We start from the raw sequence: 19,378 nt of genomic DNA, 5'->3' as shown, positions 1-19,378 counted from the left end.
ATCAGGTGAGGGAGCGGCAGGGCATCAGCGGACGGGCGCGCCGGGGCCGAGCGGAATGCCCAGCGCCCACCAGACGTAGAAGAGCAGGGTCCAGGCCACCAGCATGGCCACGGACAGCGGCAGGGTCAGCGAGGCGAGGGTGCCGATTCCGGCGGAGCGCCGGTAGCGCTGGAGGAATCCGAGCGCCATGACGAAGTAGGCGCTCATCGGGGTGATGGCGTTGGTGCAGGAGTCGGCGATGCGGTAGACGGCCTGGGTGGCCTCCGGGGGGATGTGCAGCAGCATCAGCATCGGCACGAAGACCGGGGCCACCAGCGCCCACATGGCCGAGCCGCTGGTCATCGCCAGATTGATCACCGTGCACACCACCACGATGCCGAGGAAGGCGACCGGGCCGGTGACCCCGAGGTCCTTCAGCAGATCGGCGCCGCGGATGGCGAGCACCTGGCCGACTCCGGTCCACTTGAAGTAGGCGAGGAACTGGGAGATGGCGAAGAACAGCACCAGGATGGGGGCCATGTCCCGCATGCCCTGCGCCATGAAGTCCGGGATGTCACGGCCGCCGCGGACGGTACCGGCCGCACGCCCGTAGACCGCGCCGAGGAGGGCGAAGAGCAGTCCGAGCACCACGGCGATCCCGGAGAGCACGGGCGATTCGACGATGCTGCCGCCCTCGCCGCGCAGCGGTGACCCGGTGGGGATCATCGCCACCACGATCAACACAAGGTAGATGACGAGGGCGACGGTGGCGTGGCGCAGCCCGCGGCGCTCCTCGGGTGCCAGGGCGAGCTCGACGTCCCCGGTGGCTTTCCCGGTGGCTTCCGCGTCCGCCTCCTCGGGCTCGGGCGGAAGTGCCGCCACCCGCTTCACCAGCACCTTCTCGGTGACGAACGTGATCACGGCGGCCAGTACCACCGAGGAGGCGAGGGAGAAGAAGTAGTTGGACAGCGGGGTGACGACATAGCCGGGGTCCACGGTGTGCGCGGCGGCCGTGGTCAGCCCGGACAGCACCGCGTCCATCGGGGTGATCAGCGGGCTGGCGTCATAGCCCGCCGATACGCCGACGAACGCCACGACGATCCCCAGCAGCGGGCTGCGCCCGACGGCCCGGAAGGCCAGCCCGCCCAGGGGGACCAGCGCCACGTAGGCGGCGTCGGACGCGATGTGGGCGACCATCGCGGTGAAGGCCAGGGCGAAGGTCATCCAGCGCGCCGGGACCTTGGCGACACCGGCCCGCAGCATCGCCGCGAGCAGCCCCGACCGGTCGGCGACGGCGACACCGAGCATGACGACCAGGATGGTGCCGAGCGGTGGGAAGGTGGCGTAGTTGGTGATCGCATCGTTGATCATCGACCGCACCCCGTCGACCGAGATCAGGCTGCGCACCGCCACGGTCTTGCCCCCCGCCGGATCCACCGCGGAGACGTCCGCGGTGGCCAGCCCCCAGCTGATCAGTGCGAGGAAGGCGCTGAGGATGGCGAACAGCCAGAAGGGATGGGGAAGTCTGTTGCCCGCGCGTTCGACGGCGCCGAGCACCCGGAGCAGGGCGGACAGCGCCGCCGAGGAGTCCCCGGGCTCGTCGGGAGGCAGTTTGCCGGGGGTGTTGTCGGGTGTGGTCGTGGTGTCTTTGGAACTCACCGTCCGCACTCCTTCGTCGAGGACGCAGTAGTGGTCGTCCATTAGAGAAGGCATGACGGAATGAGGCAAGTAAAAGACTCGTTACGCAAGAATGATTCACGCATGGAGCACCAATCGCACGATAGATTCGTACCCATGGCAACCGTTCCCTCCACCCCACCGGTGCTCGACGACGCCGACCTCGATCTGGTGGCCGCCCTGCAAGTGGCCCCGAGGGCGCCGCTGAGCGCGCTGGCCGAGGTGCTCGGCAGTTCCGCCAGCACCGTCGGCCGCCGGCTGGCCCGGCTCGCGGAGGAGCGGCTGCTGCGGGTGATCGGGCAGGTGGAGTGGCCGATGCTGGCCGAGGGCAACCCCCTGCACATCTGGGTGGCCACGGCCCCGGGGCAGGCGTGGGAGGTGGCCCGGCAGCTGTCCGAGCTGCCCGAGATCCCGTTCGTCGCCACGACCACGGGCCGCGCGGATGTCTACTGCTCCCTGCACGCCACCCGGCGCGACCGGGCGCGTGAGCTGCTGATGACGCGGATCCCGTCCGTCCCCGGTGTGCGGTCCGCCCATACCGAGCTGGTGCTGCGGGCGACGGCGAAGTCCGACTCCTGGCGGCTGCGGCGGCTGGACGACGCCCGGACGCGGGCGTTGCGGGAGGTCGCCGATCCGGTGGCGGAGCCCGCGTCCGTCACCGGGTTCGGCGACGACGAGCTGCGAGCCATGGAGCTGCTGCGCCAGGACGGCCGGGCGAGCGCCGCCGATGTGGCGCGCGGGCTCGGCATCAGCCGGTCCACCGCCTACCGGCTCACCCAGTCGCTCCTCCAGCGCGGGCTGGTGCGGCCCCGCGTGGAGATCGAACCGGCGTTGCTCGGCCATCCGCTGGAGGTCGTGATCGAGCTGCATGCCGCGCCCGGGGCCATCCAGGAAGTGGCCGACGCGCTGGCCCGGCATCCCTCGGCGCGCTATGTCTCGATCGTGGCGGGCACCTCCTCGGTGATCCACCACGGGGTGTTCCGGGACGAGGACGGCCTGGCCGAGCTGCTCACCCGCGATCTGGCGACGCTTCCCGGCATCACCGCCTGCGAGGTGTCGGTGGTCCTCGATGTGCTGCGCCGGTACTGGATCGGCCGCGAGGACGGAAGACTGCTGGGCCAGGGCCGATGAGTTCCGCGCGGCGCGGCGGTCTGAGAGGTGAAACAGGGGGCGGCGCCTTCCCGCCCCCGCTCACCGAGGAGACACCATGAGCAGCGACGAGATCACCATCAGCCGGGACCTGGACGCACCGCGCGAGACGGTGTGGCGGGTGTGGACCGAGCCGGAGTACTTCGCCCGCTGGTTCGGCGCCGCGCCCGAGTCCGTCGACCTCGACGTCCGGCCGGGTGGCGCCTGGAGGGCGACCGTCGCCACTCCCGCGGGCGAGATGCCGATGCGCGGTGTCTACCGCGAGGTGACCGGCCGGGAGCGGCTGGTGTGGACCCTGGACCTGCCGCAGGGTGCGATGGAGATGACCGCCACCTTCGCCGATCTGGACGGCGGCCGGACCCGGGTGGTGCTCCGGCAGCCTGCTCCGCCACGGGAGCAGTGTGCCCAGGCCGAGGAGGGCGCGGCCCAGCTGCTGGACGCCTTCGCCAAGGTGCTCGCGTCGGTCTGAGCGATCCCGGTCACTCCCCCGGCGGCGTCCCGTCCCACTCGATGACGTCCACCTCGTCGCCCACGGCCAGTTTTCCGGCGCGGACCACGGAGAACTGGCAGCCGAACAGGGTGGCGCCGCCGGGGCCGCGCCGGTAGCCGGCCAAGGTGCGCAGCGGCTCGGGGCCCGCCTTGACGCCCGCGCTCTGATCGACCGTCGTCACGGCACACCGGGCGGTGTGCTTGGCGAAGCCCAGCTCGGCTCCGCCGACGGCGATCCTGCGGACCCGATCCTCCCGATGGGGTTCGTGCCATCCGCCGATCACGATGCCGGGGCGGAAGCGGTTCATCGGCAGTGGAGCGCCGCCCGCCTCGGCGATCCGCTCGTTCAGCCCGTCCAGGCTGGCCCGGGAGACGATGTGCACCGCGGCGCTGTCGGCGTAGCCGCAGGTGCCGGGGATCCATCCGTCGGTCACCCGGTCGTGCTCCGGGGGCACCCGCACCAGCCTGCTCGGCGCGCCCAGGAACCGGGAAAGCCAGATGGCGGCGTCCTCGCCCTGGTCGATGCCGAGATAGGGGGTGTCGAACACGGTGACCTCGCGCCGGGCGGAGGTGGTGTCGATGTCGATGGCCACCTCGTCCTCGCCGGGGGCGGACAGGGTGAGCCGGGTGCCGTGCCGGTCGATGGCGGGGTGGATGACGGCGAGCCGGGGATCCCGCCGCTGAGTGCGGCACTCTCCGTCCTCGCCGATGACCATGAAGCCGCGGTCGTGTTCCAGACCCGCCTCCGTCAGCAGCGCCTCGGACTGGGGGACGCCCGCGCAGCCCTTGATGGGATAGCAGGTCAGCTCGACAACGGTGGCCACGCGGGCACCCTACCCGAGGGGTGGCGGCGCCTCCGAGCGGCCGGCCGGGGCGCTCGGCCCCCATCGCCCGGTGCCCGACCGGCGTTTCATGGCACGGCCCGGTTCGGCCATGCGCCCCCGGCCCGGCGTCCAGCGGGAGGGCGTAGCACCCAGTACGCCGAATGACCCACCGCGCACGGCCGGTGACCACAGGCATACGCCGTAGGCGCGCTGCGCCTCCCGTCGATGGGAACCCAAATCGAACCGTTTCCAGGGAGCGACGGACGGGGCCGCGGGAAAAGCGCGGCCCCCGGCGCCGCCCGGGGTCCCGGACAGGCGGGGTGAAGGGTGATTATTCCGGGGCCGCTCCTGCGAGCGGCTGGAAGGGAGGAAGTCGATGTGAGGCAATGATATGCGCGGCGACGCGGTTCCCGCTATACACGGACGGCGTGATTCTCCGCCAGTTCCCCGCCGCCTTGACGACCGGGCCTTTTCGGAGAACTCCGGCGGCGCACGGGCGCTCGGCGGGGCGATGCCCGACAAGGGATACGGTAAACGCCGAGTCAAGTCCCGTTCCGTGGCCATGAGTTGGCCGGGACGCTGAGCGGCTTCCCCCGTTCCGCGGGCCATACCGGAGGCGCGAGGGCATACGAGTCGGGGCCGTGGTTCCACGCCCGGCGCCCTCGGGAGCGAGCCGTAGGGCGCGCCGGTGCCGAAAGCGACGAGGAGCGGGGAGCGAGGAACGGGGAGCGAGGAACGAGCGACCGCCGACGAGGAGTGCCGGCACCGGATCAGAGCGCCCGGAGGCGAGCGGCCCAAGAAGAGGCGTTCGCCTCGCCGCCGCCGCGCTGTCTCCCCGCCGTGTCGTCGCCGGGAGGCCGCGTCCGCTTCCGGCGGGCTCCGGCCCCGAACGCCACGGTCGGCGGCGGGTCCCCGTCGATACGTTTCAGTCTCCCGCCGCGCCCTGCGAAAGCCCGCCGGGCACCTCCGGCGCGTTCGCTCACGCGTCCCCCTCTTCCCCGCCCCACCGCAAGGCCGTCCTATTTCCCGCCCCGCCGGCCGCCTCCCGCTCTCCCCTTCCCTCCTCTTCCCTCTCCTCCCCTCCCCGGCATTCTCCGGATGCCGGGGAGGGGACCGGAACGGCCGGTTCCAGCGCGGTGCCGCGCGGTTACGGCGGCCTCATCGGGCCCGGCCGCCAAGCGGCCGATCTTGACCGGGAGGTGACGCAATAGCGCCGGGGAAGATCCCGTGCCAGGCGCCCGGCCCGCACCGGACGCCGTATTGCGCCGCCCACCGCTCGTCCGGTCTTCAACCTCCCGTGTCCCGGCGGCAATTCATCCGGACCGCCGTCCGGGATCGGTCACCGATCACCCGGAAACCAATACGGCGGAATAGCGCCCGCCCCGTCCGGCGCCCCGGAGAATCATTTCCCGCCGTACGAGGACGTCCGGCGGCCCGTGATCGCCCGCGCCCGCCCCCGGCCCGCCGCTCCCGTCCCGCCGGCGACCGTGCGCCCCCGGCCCTCCATGCGCCTCCCACCGCACAGCTGAGGGGGCGTCAGCCGATTCCGGGGTCGCACCGGGCGGCGCGCGGCGGTCCATGAGGCCCCCTGCGCCTTGTGACCGGCGGGGCCGGGCTGCGGTACTCGTACAGCCCGCCGGGTCCTCCGGAGGGCGACGTCGAGAGCCGTTGTGGAGAGGAACCAGCCTCATGGCCGTACGAGGAAGTCACCGACGCCCCGCATCGCCCAGCCGGGTCTCGCCGCTGTGCGCGGCGCTCACCGCGGGCGGTGTCGGCATCGTCCTGCCGCTCCTCGGCACCGGCGCCGCCCACGCGGCCTCGGTCGACACCTGGAACCGGGTCGCCAAGTGCGAGAGCGGGGGCAACTGGCACATCAACACCGGCAACGGCTACTACGGCGGACTACAGTTCTCCCAGCACACCTGGGCGGCGTTCGGCGGCACCGCCTACGCCGCGCGGGCCGATCTGGCCTCCAAGGCCCAGCAGATCACCGTGGCGGAGGCGGTGCTGCGCAAACAGGGCCCCGGCGCATGGCCGGTGTGCTCCGTCCGCAGCCGGCTGACCCGGTCCGGTCCACCCGCCGGAGTGACGAGCCAGAACGCCCAGCCCCGCGCCCAGCACCCGGCCAAGCCCAAGAAGTCGGCCAAGTCGGCCGCGAAGTCCCGGGCCCGGCAGCACACCGCCCGGCGCGCGGCGGCGTCCGGCTCCTACGCGGTCGTCCGCGGCGACACGCTGTCCCGCATCGCCACACGCGCGTCGGTCAGGGGCGGCTGGAAGGCGCTGTACCACGCCAACCGCCAGACCGTCGGCCCGAACCCGGATCTGATCCACCCGGGGCAGCGGCTGACCCTGCCCGCGGGCTCCCGGCATCCGCACAAGGCGGCGCCCCGCCACCGCGCCTCGACGGTCTCGAGCCACACGGTGGTCCGCAAGACGGCGGCCCGCCCGCACATGGCCCCGGTCGGTGGGCCGGTCAGCGCGGGGTACGGCACCCGCGGCCCGCGGTGGGCGAGCGGCCATCACACCGGCGTGGACTTCGCGGTGCCCACCGGCACCTCCGTGCGCGCGGCCGCCCCGGGCACCGTGGTGGCGGCCGGGTGGGGCGGCGCCTTCGGCTACCAGGTAATCATCCGCCACGCCGACGGGCTCTACACCCACTACGCGCATCTGTCGGCGCTGACGGTACGCACCGGGCAGTCGGTCGAGGCGGGCCACCGGATCGCCCGGTCCGGCAGCACCGGGAACGCCACCGGGCCGCATCTCCACTTCGAGGTCCGCACCGGCCCGCGCTACGGATCCGACATCGACCCGCTGGCCTATCTGCGCTCCCACGGCGTCAGCGTCTGACACCGCACACCGGACGCATGGCGTCCGCACGGTCCATCTCCGAGGGGTGGGGGAAGGGGAGGCCGCCCGAGGCACGGCTCGGGCGGCCTCCCGCCATCCGCGCGGGGACCGGTCAGTACCAGATCGCGACGGGCAGCCCGGTCTCCGTCGTCTGAGGCGGATCGGGAAGGCTCCGGGCGGCCCGGAGCGCGATGCGCCGCGCGCTCCAGGCCGCCGCCGCGGCGTCCAGGACGTCGTCGGGCGGCACCCGCCCGGCCGGTCCGAGGTCGTCGGGCAGGACGATGCCCTGGTCCTCCAGCAGCCGGCGGCGCACGGCCTGGCCGTTCCAGCTCTTCTTGCTCCAGGGCACCGGCCGCCCCTCGCCGAGGGCGGCGAAGGAGACCTCGGGATGGACCTCGTACAGCCGGTGGTCGCCCCCGTCGCGGCAGGCGTTCGCCTCGCGCAGCTTCGCGGCCAGGCCCCACGACTGGCGGCTCAGCCCCTTCTTGGCCACCCGTCGGCAGACCTCGTTGGCCTCGTCGTAGCCGTCCGCCTCCCAGACCTCGCGCGGTGGTACGGGGAAGACCCGGGAGCGGTGCGGGGCCACCATCGCGGTGGCCAGGAGGTCCGCCTCGCGCCATCCCCCCGCCAGCAGCCCCAGCGGCATGTCGACCGCCACCACGGCGGCGTCCGGAACCCGGCCGAGCAGTTCGCTCAGCACCCCGGCGGTGTCGGCCCCCGCGACGCGGCCCTCCTCGTCCAGGGTCACGGCCACCCAGCCGGTGCGGCAGGCGTCCACCCCCACGACGGGCGATTCGGCGCATCCGGGTGCGGGCTGAGTGTGAAAAACATCGCGACGGGAACCCATGCGCCGTATCCGACCACGCGGATGAGCCGGTGCGGGGCCGAACGGCAGGAAAGGACGGCGATGGGCGTACGTACATGGATCCAGGATTGGCCTGTCTACCGCCAGCTGACCGGAGGCGACCCGCTCGGCCGCGGCGCCGCCGCCACCTCGGCCGCCACCCGTGAGCAGCGCCCCCGCACCGTCACGGCCGACAAGGTGGTCAAGTCGGTGTGCCCCTACTGCGCGGTGGGGTGCGCCCAGAACGTCTATGTGAAGGACGACCGGGTGGTGCAGATCGAGGGCGACCCCGACTCACCGGTCAGCCGCGGCAGGCTGTGCCCCAAGGGTTCCGCGTCCCTCCAGCTGACCACCGGCGAGTCCCGGCGCCACGAGGTGCTGTACCGCCGCCCGTACGGCACCGACTGGGAGCGGCTGGACCTGGACACCGCGATGGACATGGTCGTCGAACGGGTGATCCGGACCCGCCGCGAGGGCTGGCAGTGGGAACGGGACGGGGTCGGCGTCAACCGCACCATGGGCATCGCCAGCCTCGGCGGCGCCACCCTGGACAACGAGGAGAACTACCTCATCAAGAAGTTGCTGACCGGGCTCGGGGTGATCCAGGTGGAGAACCAGGCCCGGGTCTGCCACTCCTCGACCGTGGCCGGGCTCGGCACCTCCTTCGGCCGTGGTGGCGCCACCACCTTCCTACAGGATCTGCAAAACGCGGACTGCATCGTGATCGAGGGCTCCAACTTCGCCGAGGCCCATCCCGTGGGCTTCCAGTGGGTGATGGAGGCGAAGGCTCGCGGTGCGAAGGTCATCCATGTCGATCCGCGTTTCAGCCGCACCAGCGCGCTGGCCGATCTGTACGTACCGATCCGGGCCGGCACCGACATCGCCTTCCTCGGCGGCATCATCAACCACGTCCTGACCGGTGGCCACGACTTCCGCGACTACGTCCTGGAGTACACCAACGCGGCCAGCATCGTCGGCGAGGAGTTCGAGGACACCGAGGACCTGGCCGGGATCTTCTCCGGTCTCGACGAGGAGACCGGCCACTACGACATCTCCACGTGGGCCTACGAGGGCGCCGAGGTCCAGGCGCCGCAGGGCGCGCCCGACGAGCTGTACGAGGACCGCACCCGGCGTGGCGCGTCCCTGGCGACCGCCGCCTCCTCCGAATCCCACGGCTCCGGCGGCGCGCCCACCTCCGCGAAGGTCCCCACCGACCGGACCCTGCGCCATCCGCGCTGCGTCTATCAGATCCTCAAGCGCCACTTCTCCCGCTACACACCCGAGATGGTCGAGACGACCTGCGGAATTCCCCAGGACACCTTCCTGGAGGTGTGCCGCGCGCTGGTGGAGAACTCCGGCCCGGACCGCACCTCGGAGTTCGTGTACGCCGTCGGCTGGACCCAGCACACCGTGGGCGCCCAGTACATCCGCACCGCCAGCATCCTCCAGCTGCTGCTCGGCAACATCGGCCGTCCCGGCGGCGGCATCCAGGCGCTGCGCGGCCACGCCAGCATCCAGGGCTCCAGCGACATCCCCACCCTGTTCAACGTGCTCCCCGGCTACATCCCGATGCCGCACGCCCACGCCCACGAGGACCTGGACACCTTCGTCGGGGCCGTGAAGACCGAGAAGGGCTTCTGGGGCGAGATGCGCTCCTATGTCGTCAGCCTGCTCAAGGCGTACTACGGCGACGCCGCGCACGCCGACAACGACTACTGCTTCGGCCATCTGCCCCGGCTGACCGGCTCCCACAGCACCTACCACACGGTCAAGGAGATGCTGGACGGAGTCTGCAAGGGCTACTTCCTGATGGGTGAGAACCCCGCCGTGGGCTCGGCCAACACCAAGATGCAGCGCCTGGGCATGGCCAACCTGGACTGGCTCGTCGTCCGGGACTTCTCCCTCATCGAGTCCGCCACCTGGTGGAAGGACGGCCCGGAGATCGAGACCGGCGAGCTGCGCACCGAGGACATCGCCACCGAGGTGTTCTTCTTCCCCGCCGCCGCCCACATCGAGAAGTCCGGCTCCTTCACCAACACCAACCGGATGCTCCAGTGGCATTTCGCCGCCAAGGAGCCGGACGGCGAGGCGCGCAGCGATCTGTGGTTCATGTACCACCTGGGGCGGCGGATCAAGGAGCGGCTGAAGGACTCCACCGACCCGATGGACCGCGCCGTCCAGGATCTGGCCTGGTCCTATCCCACCGAGGGGCCGCTGGACGAGCCCAGCGCCGAGGCGGTCCTGGCCGAGATCAACGGCCAGGACGCGCGCGGCGAGCCGCTCAGCGCGTACACCCAGCTGAAGGACGACGGCTCCACCTCCTGCGGCTGCTGGATCTACTGCGGGGTGTACGCCGACGGCGTCAACCAGGCCGCCCGCCGCAAACCGCACACCGAGCAGGACTGGGTCGCCGCCGAATGGGCCTGGGCCTGGCCGGCCAACCGCCGCATCCTCTACAACCGCGCCTCGGCCGACCCCGGAGGCAGGCCGTGGAGCGAGCGCAAGGCGCTGGTGTGGTGGGACGAGGAGCGGGAGCGGTGGACCGGCCATGACATCCCGGACTTCATCCCCGACCGGGCGCCGTCCTACCGGCCGCCCGAGGACGCCCGGGGCCCGGACGCGCTCAGCGGAGTGGATCCGTTCATCATGCAGGCCGACGGCAAGGGGTGGCTGTACGCCCCGGCCGGGCTGGTGGACGGTCCGATGCCGACGCACTACGAGCCGCAGGACTCGCCGGTGCGCAACCCCCTCTACTCGGAGCAGCAGCGCAACCCGGTCCGCGAGGTGATCTCCGATGTGCACAACGCCTTCCACCCCAGCGGGGGCGAGCCGGGCAGCGAGGTGTTCCCGTACATGATCACCACCTATCGGCTCACCGAGCACTTCACGGCGGGCGGGATGAGCCGCTGGACGCCGTATCTGGCCGAGCTCCAGCCGGAGTTCTTCTGCGAGGTCTCCCCCGAGCTGGCGCGTGAGCGGCATCTGGAGCACACCGGCTGGGCGACGCTGGTCAGCGCGCGCGGGGTGATCGAGGCCCGGGTGATGGTCACCGAGCGGATGTCCCCCATCAAGGCCGGGGGCCGCACGGTGCACCAGATCGGGCTGCCGTACCACTGGGGTCCCAACGGCTACACCCGCGGGGACGCCGCCAATGAACTGTCCGCCATCGCCCTCGACCCGAATGTCCACATCCAGGAGGTGAAGGCGATGAGCGCCGACATCCGTCCCGGCCGCCGCCCCCGCGGCCCGGAGCTGACGGCCCTGCTCGAAGAGTACCGGCGGCGCGCCGGCATCACGGTACGGACCGGAACGGAGGTGCGGGGATGACCGACACCTCGAAACGCTCATCGCTGATCGGCCGCAATCTGCTCGCCGGAACCGAACCGGATGTCGCCGGGGACGCCGGGCACCAGGACCATCCGCCCCGGGTCGGCTTCTTCACCGACACCTCGGTGTGCATCGGCTGCAAGGCGTGCGAGGTGGCGTGCAAGGAGTGGAACGCCGTCCCGGAGGACGGGCTGGACTTCACCGGCATGTCCTTCGACAACACCCAGGGTCTCTCCGCCTCCACCTGGCGCCATGTGGCCTTCATCGAGCAGGACAAGCCGCTGGGCCGGGCCGAGACGGGCGTCGACCACGGCGACGTCGATGTGCTGGCCCTCGCGGCGCGGGGCTCCGGGACCCCGGTCGAGGAGGCGGCGATCACCCCCACCTCCCCGGCGTCCCCGTCCGACGGCGGGCAGCACGGGCTGCGGTGGCTGATGTCCTCGGACGTGTGCAAGCACTGCACCCACGCCGCGTGCCTGGACGTGTGCCCGACCGGTGCGCTGTTCCGCACCGAGTTCGGCACCGTGGTGGTCCAGGACGACGTCTGCAACGGCTGCGGCTACTGCGTGCCCGCCTGTCCGTACGGGGTCATCGACGTACGGCCCGAGGACGGCGGGGCCCACAAGTGCACCCTGTGCTACGACCGGCTGGGCGCAGGGCAGGAACCCGCTTGTGCCAAGGCGTGCCCCACCGACTCCATCCAGTTCGGCCCCCTGGACGAGCTGCGCGAGCGCGCCGCCGCCCGGGTCGAGGAGCTGCACCGGGTGGGGGTCGAGGACGCGCGGCTGTACGGACACGACCCGGAGGACGGCGTCGGCGGTGACGGCGCCTTCTTCCTGCTGCTGGACGAGCCGGAGGTGTACGGGCTGCCGCCGGACCCGGTCGTCACCACCCGCGACCTGCCCTCGATGTGGCGGCACGCGGGTGCCGCGGCACTGACCCTGCTCGGTGGCGTGGCCGCAGTGTTCGCGGCCCAGGCCGGCGTGAGCGGGCGCCGTACCGGAAGGAGGCGCTGATGAGCGAGTCGGACGTCACCCGTGACGGCATCCGCGGCGCCCGGCCGGGCCGGGACGCGCAGGTCGGCAAGGGGATGGGGGACGGCGAGCGGCCCGGCCGCAAGGGTGGGAAGGGCCGCGGGGGCGAGCGGTCGATTGTCCCCCGGGCGGAGTTCACCTCCTACTACGGGCGGCCGGTGCTCAATCCGCCCACCTGGCGCCCCCGGGACATCGCGGGCTACTTCTTCCTCGGCGGGCTCGCGGGCGCCGGGTCGGTGCTCGCGGCGGGTGCCGAACTGACCGGCCGTCCGGCCATGGCCCGCGCGCTCAAGGTGTCCTCGCTCGCCGCCCTGACCGGCTCCACCGCCGCCCTGATCCACGACCTCGGGCGCCCCGGGCGGTTCGCCAATATGCTGCGGGTCTTCAAGCCCACCTCGCCGATGAGCGTCGGCTCATGGGTGCTGGCGGCCTACGGCCCGATGGCCGGGGCGGCCGCCGCCTCGGACCTGGCCGGACGGCTGCCGCGCACCGGCCGGGCGGCCACGGTGGGCGCGGCGCTGCTGGGCCCGGCGGTGGCCTCGTACACGGCGGTGCTGGCCGCCGACACGGCCGTCCCCGCATGGCACGACGGCTATCGCGAACTGCCGTATCTCTTCGTCGGCTCCGCCGCCATGGCCGCGGGCGGTATGGCCCTGCTCGCCTCGCCGGTCGCCGAGAACGCCCCGGCGCGGGGGGTGGCACTGCTCGGCACGGCGGTGGAGACCGCCGCCGTCAAGGCCATGGAACGGCGGCTCGGGGTGGTCGCCGAGACCTACCGCGAGGGCCGGGCGGGCAAGCTGATGCGCGCCGCCGAGGCGCTTTCGGTGGCGGGCGCGCTCGGCGGCGCCCTCCTCGGCCGCCGCGGCCGCCCCGCCGCGGCCCTCGGCGGCGCCGCCCTGCTGGCGGCCTCCGCGTGCACCCGTTTCGGGGTGTTCCACGCCGGGATGCGGTCGGCGGAGGACCCGAAGTACACGGTCCTGCCGCAGCGGGAACGGCTCGACGCGCGGCGGGAGCGGTCGGAGGACGACTGACCCGGGAGCGCCGTACGGCCGCCATCGGACGTGGTCGTACGGCGTTGCCCGAAAGGGCAGTCCGCACTGCCCTCTCCCGGTGGACCGGGGTCTGGACGGGGCGGCGCCCGCCCCGCGACGCTGGCTGGAGGCGGACATCCGGTGCGGGGAGGCAGTCCCCGGGGAGCGGCAGATGCGCGCACAAGAGCATGACCACGGACATGAGCACGATGAAACCCTCGCCTCGTCGAAGCGGACGGGCCCTCATGAGCGGGCGGAGTTTCCGCATCTGCTGCGGGCCGCCGCCACGGGCCGTACGGAGGTGCTCGGACCGTCCGGGATGAACACCTTGCAGCGCACGGTCGGCAACTCGGCAGTCGGCGCGGCGCTCCAGCGGGACGCCGAACACGGCGAGGAGGGCGAGCGGCGGTCGAGCGTCCATGACGTCGTCTCGTCCGGCGGCGGGGAGCCCCTGGACACCGACACCCGCGGCGACATGGAGACCCGGCTCGGCGCCGACTTCGGGGATGTGCGGGTGCACACCGGCTCCGCGGCGCACGAGTCGGCGAAGGAGGTCGGCGCCCACGCCTACACGGTCGGCAACAACCTGGTCTTCCAGCGCGACAGCTACGACCCGGCCTCGCATCAGGGCCGCACCACGCTCGCCCATGAGCTGACCCATGTCATCCAGCAGCGCAGCGGCCCGGTCGACGGTACGGAGGCCCCGGGCGGAATCCGGGTGAGCGATCCGTCCGACCGCTTCGAGCGGGAGGCGTCGGCCAACGCCGAGCGGGTGATGGCGGAGCCGTCCCCCGCCCCGGCTCCGGCGACCGCCCCCGAGTCCGCCACGCCCTCCACCGCGGCCCCGGGCGTACAGCGCCAGGAGGCGGACGAGGACGAGCAGCCGGCGGACGTCCAGGGGGCCTTCGTCCAGCGGGCCGCCAAGGACGGAGCGGAGGAAGAGGAGGAGACCCCGCCCGAGGGGTAGCGGGGTAGCCCGGCCCCGAACGGAAGCACTTGTCCGACGGGTGGGCCCGCCCCGGGCCGGACGGCCAGTCGTCGGCCTGGCCAGATGGTCAGTCGTCGGCCTTCGCCGCCGAGATCTTGCCGCCCAGGAACAGCGACTCCGAGCACTGGGACGGCGCCGGCGCCTTCACCGGCCGCCCCACCTCACGGCAGCTCACCGAGATCGTGACCTTGCCCTTGGCCGCCACCTGGATGGGGGTCACGAAGTGGTAGTCGGAGTCGCGGAAGTTCTCCAGCGCCAGATTGAGCAGCTGTCCGTCATCGCTGGAGATGATCAGCGTCCCCGCGTCGCCCTGCGGATTCTGCACCACGATGTCGGTGAGCTCGAAGCTCTTCCCCTTGGGGACCGTGTACGCGGTGCGCTCGGCGGCCCCGCCGCCCACCGCGTCGCGCACCTGCACCCGCGCGCTGGTCGGGGCCGCGGGCCCGCCCGGCTCACCCGGTCCGGCGCTCGAACCGTCCGACGGGTCACGGGACTTGTCGCCGCCGGGGCCGGCCGATCCCCCGTCCTGGCCTCCGTCCTGGCCCCCGTCCTGACCGCCGCCGCCCGACGCTCCCTGTCGGCCGTCCTGCTTCCCGTCCTGACCGCCGCCGCTCTCCTTGTCCCCTTGTTTCGCGGCGGATTCGACCGCCTGCGGGGTGATCGCCTCCCGGGCGGCCGACCGTACGGTGGGGCGCAGCAGCGCGTACCAGAAGCCGACCAGGAGCGCGGCCACCAGGACGGCGGCGGCGAGGGCCCGGGGCAGCCAGCGGGGCAGGATGGCCTGCTGCTCGTAGGAGCCGTCCAGGACCACCGGCTCGTACGGGTCCTGGCCATCGCCCAGCCGCGGTGTCACCACCGCCTGGAACGGATGGGTGATCGGGGTGCCGCGCCACAGCCGCTGGGCGGGGCGGACCGTGAGCGTGGCGAACTTGGCCTCGCCGGGCGGGACGGTCAGCTCGGCGGGCTGGAGGGCCGTCTTGGCACGTTCGGTGGCCCCGCGTGCGCCGAGCCCCACCGTGAGGGGTGTGTTGCCGCGGTTGTCCACCGCCACCTTGTGACGGCCGCGCCAGGCGCTGTTGGAGCCGCGGGGCACCAGTTCCGAGGTGACCTCGGTGAACGGCAGCACCGTCACACCGCGTTCGAGGATGGTGGTCTCGCTGTGTTCGCTGGTCGGCACCACCCGCAGCCCGAGCGGTATCTCCCCGGGAACCGTCCCGGGGCTGCGGGGCGGACGCAGCGTCAAGGTGGCGGTGCCCGTCGCGCCCGGGTAGAGCGACAGGGTCTCCGGTTCCACGGTGGTCCAGGCGGCACAGGGCCCGACCACCTCGAATCGGCACTCCTCCACGGTGGTTCCCGAATTGAGCACCTGTACGGGGAGTTCGGCCTCACCGCCGGGCTCGACGACGACGGAGGACTCGTCCAGGCTCGCCGAAACACTCATGCCGCGCACCGTATTCTCCGGTCCACGGCGTCGGCAGCGGCCGCACAGTCACACTTTCGGGCAATTGCGGTGCCCGGTGAGCCACGCGCAATTCCCTTGGGGAACTAGGGGGTTTACTGTGGTTTCCCGTTACGGGGAGGCGAGCGTGAATGAAATGTGTGGATGACATGGACACAACATGTGCATTCTTCAGGCCCCTCCCTCAGTCGCCCGAGGGGAGAGAGCGACGTGCACCACAAGACGGGAGATCGCGTTACGGTGGCGCTGCGCGCCCAAGACCCGGTGTCACAGGCCGGAGTGGCCAGCCAACTGCGCACCCGACCCGAGATCAAGGTCATCGACTCGGACGAACCGGACGCGCCACAGGTGGTGGTCGTCGTCCTGGACGTTCTCGATGACGGAGCTCTACGCGTGTTACGCCAGATTCAGCGGACCAGTGCCGCACGGGGGGTGCTGGTCACCACGCATATCGACGAACAGCAACTGGTCAACGCCGCCGAGTGCGGCTTCGTCGGCGTCGTCCGCCGCGCCGAGGCGACGCCGGAGCGGTTGGTCCAGGTGATCGGCGCGGTGGCGAAGGGCGAGGGCCGGGTCCCCCCGGATCTGCTGGGCAGCCTGCTCGAGCAGGTGGGCCGGCTCCAGGGTCAGGTGCTGGCGCCGAACGGGCTCAATTTCACCGGTCTGGCCGCCCGGGAGATCGAAGTGCTGCGGCTGGTCGCCGAGGGCTATGACACCGCGGATATCGCGATGAAACTCTCCTACTCCGAACGCACCATCAAAAACGTTCTGCACGCCGTCATGACGCGGCTGAATCTCCGTAACCGCTCCCATGCCGTGGCATACGCGCTCCGACAGGGATTGATTTGAGCATTGCCTCAAGGGGCAGCCGGCCCTTCCCCAAGGGCTGGCTCGCACCCCGGTGCGCCGCTCCCCGATGAACCGCGATCGTGGAGCCCGGCGCGCCGATCTCGAGTGGGGTGTTCTGTGCGTTCTGAGCGTTCTGTGCATGTGCGTTCTGTGCGTTCTGCTCGGGGGTTCCGATACTTCCGACCGCTGGCCGGTGCGCCTGGCGAGGCGCGTGCTCGCGCCTTCCGCGTGGGCACGCTGACCGCCGTTCTGCTTCTGGTGATCAGCGTCGTACCGGGCGCGGCCGCGGGCAAGCGCGCGGCCGCCCAGGGCCCGGCGGTCACCCCGGCCGTGGTGGACGAGCCGCTCGACCCGGGTGACGCGTTGACCGTGGACAAGAAGGTGCGCACGCCCGTGGTCCCGCCCCGGCCGGACGTGGTGCTGCTGGTCGACGGCACGGGCAGCATGCAGCCCACCATCGACAACGTCCAGGCCAACCTGGAGCAGATCACCACCAGGGTGCGCGAACAGCAGCCCGACTCCCGCTTCGCCGTCGCCACGTACGGCGATCAACAGGTGGACGGCGAAAGGGTGTTCACGACTCTCCAGCCGCTGACGGACGACCTCGACGCCGTACGGAGGGGTGTCGATCAGCTCACCGACGACCGCGGCTCGTACAGCCCCGGGCCCGCCGAGGACTGGATCAACGCTCTGTGGCAGATCTCCAACGGGGCGAGTGGAACCTTCCGGGAGGGCGCGAGCCCCGTCGTCGTCCTCGTCGGTGACGCCTCCAGCCACGACCCCAGCAAGGGACATTCGCTCACCGATGGCATCAACGCGCTCAAGGACGCGGGTGTCCGCGTTCTCGCCGTGGACGTGGCGACCGAACTCGGCGACGGCCTGAACGGCAACGGCGACAACGGCAACGGCCCGGGCCAGAACCAGGAGCCGACCCACGATCCCGATCAGGCCACCAAGGTCGTCCGGGCCACGGGCGGCAAGCTCTTCGGGAACATCGACGCCGGCGAGGTGGCCACCACGGTGGCGGAGGGGCTGACCAATCTGCCCACCACAGTCAGCCATCAGACCTTCGGCTGCGACCCCGCCCTCTCGGTCACTCTGGATCCCGCCACCCGGCAGGTGACCAGCGGGGAGGTGGCCACGTTCACCGAAACCATCACGGTGGCGGACGACGCGCCGCAGGGGGCCACGGTCCACTGCGGTGTGCAATTCCTGCTCGACGGCAAGCCGCCGAGCGGGCAAATGCCGGACGATGTGGTACCCGCCCGGGAGTTCCGCGGTCAGACCGATAACCCCGGCTCCGGCACGAGCTCCGACACCGATTCCGGCACGGACTCCGGCACGAATTCCGACGGCACAGGCGGATCCATCGCCGGGGCCATCGGGGGTGCCGTGGGCGGCACCGACGGTGGCGGGAACGGCGGACTCATCGGCGGCGCGGCCGGTGGGGTGTCGAGCGGATCCGACGGCTGCGGCGGCGGTTCGATCGCGGGCCTGGCCGTGGGCGGTGCCGGAGGCTCGGACAGCGGAGGCGACGGCGGCGTGATCGCCGGAGTGCTGGGCGGGCTCATCGGAGGCTCCGGCGACGGCTGCGGCGGAGAGGCGAACGGCGGTTCCGGTGCCGGGGGCAACGGCTCGGACGGCGGTTCCGTGGCCGGGGTCATCGGCGGGGTGGTCGGCGGAGCCGACGGCGGTCAGAACGCCGGTGCCATCGGCGGACTGCTCGGCGGAGCCACCAGTGGGAGCGGCGGCGAGAACGGCGGTCAGAACGGCGGTGGCCAGCAGAACGGCGGACAGAACGGGGGCGACCAGAACGGCGGCCAGGTCGGCGGCGAGCAGAACGGCGGGGACCAGAACGGCGGAAATCAAAACGGGGGCCAGCAGAACGGAGGCCAGAACGGCGGCCCCGGCGGCGGAGACGGTGGCGACGAGCCCGCCCCCGAGGACTACCAGCAGCACATCAGCATCACCGTCAACGATGTGACCGCCCCCGTCGTCACCGTGGACGACCGCACCATCGAGGCCACCGACGACAACGGCACCAAGGTCGACTTCACCGCCACCGCCCGGGACGCGGTCGACGGCGAACTGCCCGTCAGCTGCGCCCCGGCCCCCGGATCGCGCTTCCCCGTCGGCCGGACCCGGGTCAGCTGCACCGCCACCGACTCCTCAGGCAACACCGGTACCGATACGGCGACCTTCACCGTGCGCCCGGCCCCCGTACCGGACGAGGCGGATCTCGCCGTCACCACGACCGTCGGCCCCACCCCCGCCTACACCGGGCTGCGGACCGGCGCGCGCCTCACCCTCACCAACTCCGGCCCCAAGGCGGCCAGGAACGTCGTGGTCACCACCGCCTGGCCCCGCACCGGGGACGCGGGCGACCGCGACCTCTCCAAGGTGTCGCGGTGCACCCGTGCCGCCCCGTGCGCCATCGCGCCGGGCGGACGGATCACGGTGACCCAGACGGCCGTCTACCGCACGGCGATCAGCGGTGGGCTGAAGGTCTCCGTCAGCGGTTCGCCCCGCGATCCCCATCGTGCCGACAACACGGACACGGCCCGCGTCCGTGTCCTTCAGCCCAAGCTGACCGTCACTCCCAAGGTCGCCCGCCCCGGCGATGTGGCGGTCGCCCGCGGCGAGGACTTCCCGCCCGGCGCCACGGTCGCACTCAGCTGGCGGCCGGGCGTCACCGCGGCCCGGTCGACCGTACGGGTGGGTCGTGGCGGCACCTTCGAGGCCCAGGTTCTGGTGCTGCGCAAGGACCGGCTCGGCCCCCGCGAGCTCCGCGCCACGGTGCGGGGACTGGAGCGGCTGGAGAAGCCCGTGCTCGTCGTACGGCGCAATCTGCAACCGCCCGACTTCGCCGGCCGGGGGTGAG

General features: G+C 72.2%; 13 protein-coding genes. 9 read left to right on the top strand and 4 right to left on the bottom strand.

Annotated features, from left to right (window positions below; genetic code table 11):
• Nucleotides 1-24 precede the first annotated feature (24 nt).
• Nucleotides 25-1,680 carry an AbgT family transporter gene (locus ACJX2R_RS45125; RefSeq protein WP_413106116.1) on the bottom strand — a complete coding sequence of 552 codons (1,656 nt, stop codon included), beginning with the start codon at nucleotides 1,678-1,680 and terminating at the stop codon, nucleotides 25-27.
• Nucleotides 1,681-1,773: 93 nt separating this feature from the next.
• Here ACJX2R_RS45125 and ACJX2R_RS45120 point away from each other — a divergent pair, with 93 nt between their 5' ends.
• Nucleotides 1,774-2,787 carry an Lrp/AsnC family transcriptional regulator gene (locus ACJX2R_RS45120; RefSeq protein ID WP_413104818.1) on the top strand — a complete coding sequence of 338 codons (1,014 nt, stop codon included), beginning with the start codon at nucleotides 1,774-1,776 and terminating at the stop codon, nucleotides 2,785-2,787.
• A 76-nt stretch (nucleotides 2,788-2,863) separates the two neighbouring features.
• The gene (locus tag ACJX2R_RS45115) at nucleotides 2,864-3,274 is read left to right on the top strand and encodes an SRPBCC family protein (RefSeq protein ID WP_262697632.1); all 411 of its coding nucleotides are present in this window, start codon (nucleotides 2,864-2,866) and stop codon (nucleotides 3,272-3,274) included.
• A 10-nt stretch (nucleotides 3,275-3,284) separates the two neighbouring features.
• On the opposite strand, the gene ACJX2R_RS45110 is transcribed toward ACJX2R_RS45115, so the two are convergent.
• Entirely contained in the window at nucleotides 3,285-4,118 is an 834-nt protein-coding gene (locus ACJX2R_RS45110) for an MOSC domain-containing protein (protein ID WP_413104817.1), read from the bottom strand.
• A gap of 1,689 nt (nucleotides 4,119-5,807) precedes the next feature.
• Between ACJX2R_RS45110 and ACJX2R_RS45105 the strand changes: the two genes are divergently transcribed.
• The gene (locus ACJX2R_RS45105; RefSeq protein WP_413104816.1) at nucleotides 5,808-6,965 is read left to right on the top strand and encodes a transglycosylase family protein; all 1,158 of its coding nucleotides are present in this window, start codon (nucleotides 5,808-5,810) and stop codon (nucleotides 6,963-6,965) included.
• A 112-nt stretch (nucleotides 6,966-7,077) separates the two neighbouring features.
• Here ACJX2R_RS45105 and ACJX2R_RS45100 read toward each other — a convergent pair whose 3' ends face one another.
• On the bottom strand, nucleotides 7,078-7,749 hold the full coding sequence (locus tag ACJX2R_RS45100) for a DUF429 domain-containing protein (protein ID WP_413104815.1): 672 nt from the start codon (nucleotides 7,747-7,749) through the stop codon (nucleotides 7,078-7,080).
• 123 nt (nucleotides 7,750-7,872) lie between these two features.
• On the opposite strand from ACJX2R_RS45100, the gene fdh reads away from it, so the two are divergent.
• The 4 genes from fdh (at nucleotide 7,873) to ACJX2R_RS45080 (ending at nucleotide 14,168) form a co-directional block, all read left to right on the top strand.
• Nucleotides 7,873-11,136 (top strand): formate dehydrogenase, encoded by a 3,264-nt coding sequence (gene fdh / locus ACJX2R_RS45095; protein WP_413104814.1) that lies wholly within the window; start codon nucleotides 7,873-7,875, stop codon nucleotides 11,134-11,136.
• On the top strand, nucleotides 11,133-12,152 hold the full coding sequence (locus ACJX2R_RS45090; RefSeq protein ID WP_413104813.1) for a 4Fe-4S dicluster domain-containing protein: 1,020 nt from the start codon (nucleotides 11,133-11,135) through the stop codon (nucleotides 12,150-12,152). The genes fdh and ACJX2R_RS45090 overlap by 4 nt, the downstream gene beginning before the upstream one ends.
• On the top strand, nucleotides 12,152-13,201 hold the full coding sequence (nrfD, locus tag ACJX2R_RS45085; RefSeq protein WP_413104812.1) for an NrfD/PsrC family molybdoenzyme membrane anchor subunit: 1,050 nt from the start codon (nucleotides 12,152-12,154) through the stop codon (nucleotides 13,199-13,201). Before ACJX2R_RS45090 ends, nrfD begins: the two co-directional genes overlap by 1 nt.
• A 172-nt stretch (nucleotides 13,202-13,373) precedes the next feature.
• A complete protein-coding gene (locus ACJX2R_RS45080; protein ID WP_413104811.1) occupies nucleotides 13,374-14,168 on the top strand; it encodes a DUF4157 domain-containing protein in 795 nt (264 codons plus the stop codon).
• 88 nt (nucleotides 14,169-14,256) lie between these two features.
• On the opposite strand, the gene ACJX2R_RS45075 is transcribed toward ACJX2R_RS45080, so the two are convergent.
• The gene (locus ACJX2R_RS45075) at nucleotides 14,257-15,630 is read right to left on the bottom strand and encodes a hypothetical protein (protein ID WP_413104810.1); all 1,374 of its coding nucleotides are present in this window, start codon (nucleotides 15,628-15,630) and stop codon (nucleotides 14,257-14,259) included.
• Between the two features lie 297 nt (nucleotides 15,631-15,927).
• On the opposite strand from ACJX2R_RS45075, the gene ACJX2R_RS45070 reads away from it, so the two are divergent.
• Nucleotides 15,928-16,497 carry a helix-turn-helix transcriptional regulator gene (locus tag ACJX2R_RS45070; protein WP_413106115.1) on the top strand — a complete coding sequence of 190 codons (570 nt, stop codon included), beginning with the start codon at nucleotides 15,928-15,930 and terminating at the stop codon, nucleotides 16,495-16,497.
• 228 nt (nucleotides 16,498-16,725) lie between these two features.
• Nucleotides 16,726-19,377 (top strand): VWA domain-containing protein, encoded by a 2,652-nt coding sequence (locus tag ACJX2R_RS45065; protein WP_413104809.1) that lies wholly within the window; start codon nucleotides 16,726-16,728, stop codon nucleotides 19,375-19,377.
• The last annotated feature ends 1 nt before the right edge of the window (nucleotide 19,378 follow it).

This window comes from Streptomyces sp. Inha503 (assembly GCF_047215865.1).
GTDB lineage: Bacteria > Actinomycetota > Actinomycetes > Streptomycetales > Streptomycetaceae > Streptomyces > Streptomyces lycopersici.
This window is presented reverse-complemented; position numbering and strand designations above follow the sequence as displayed.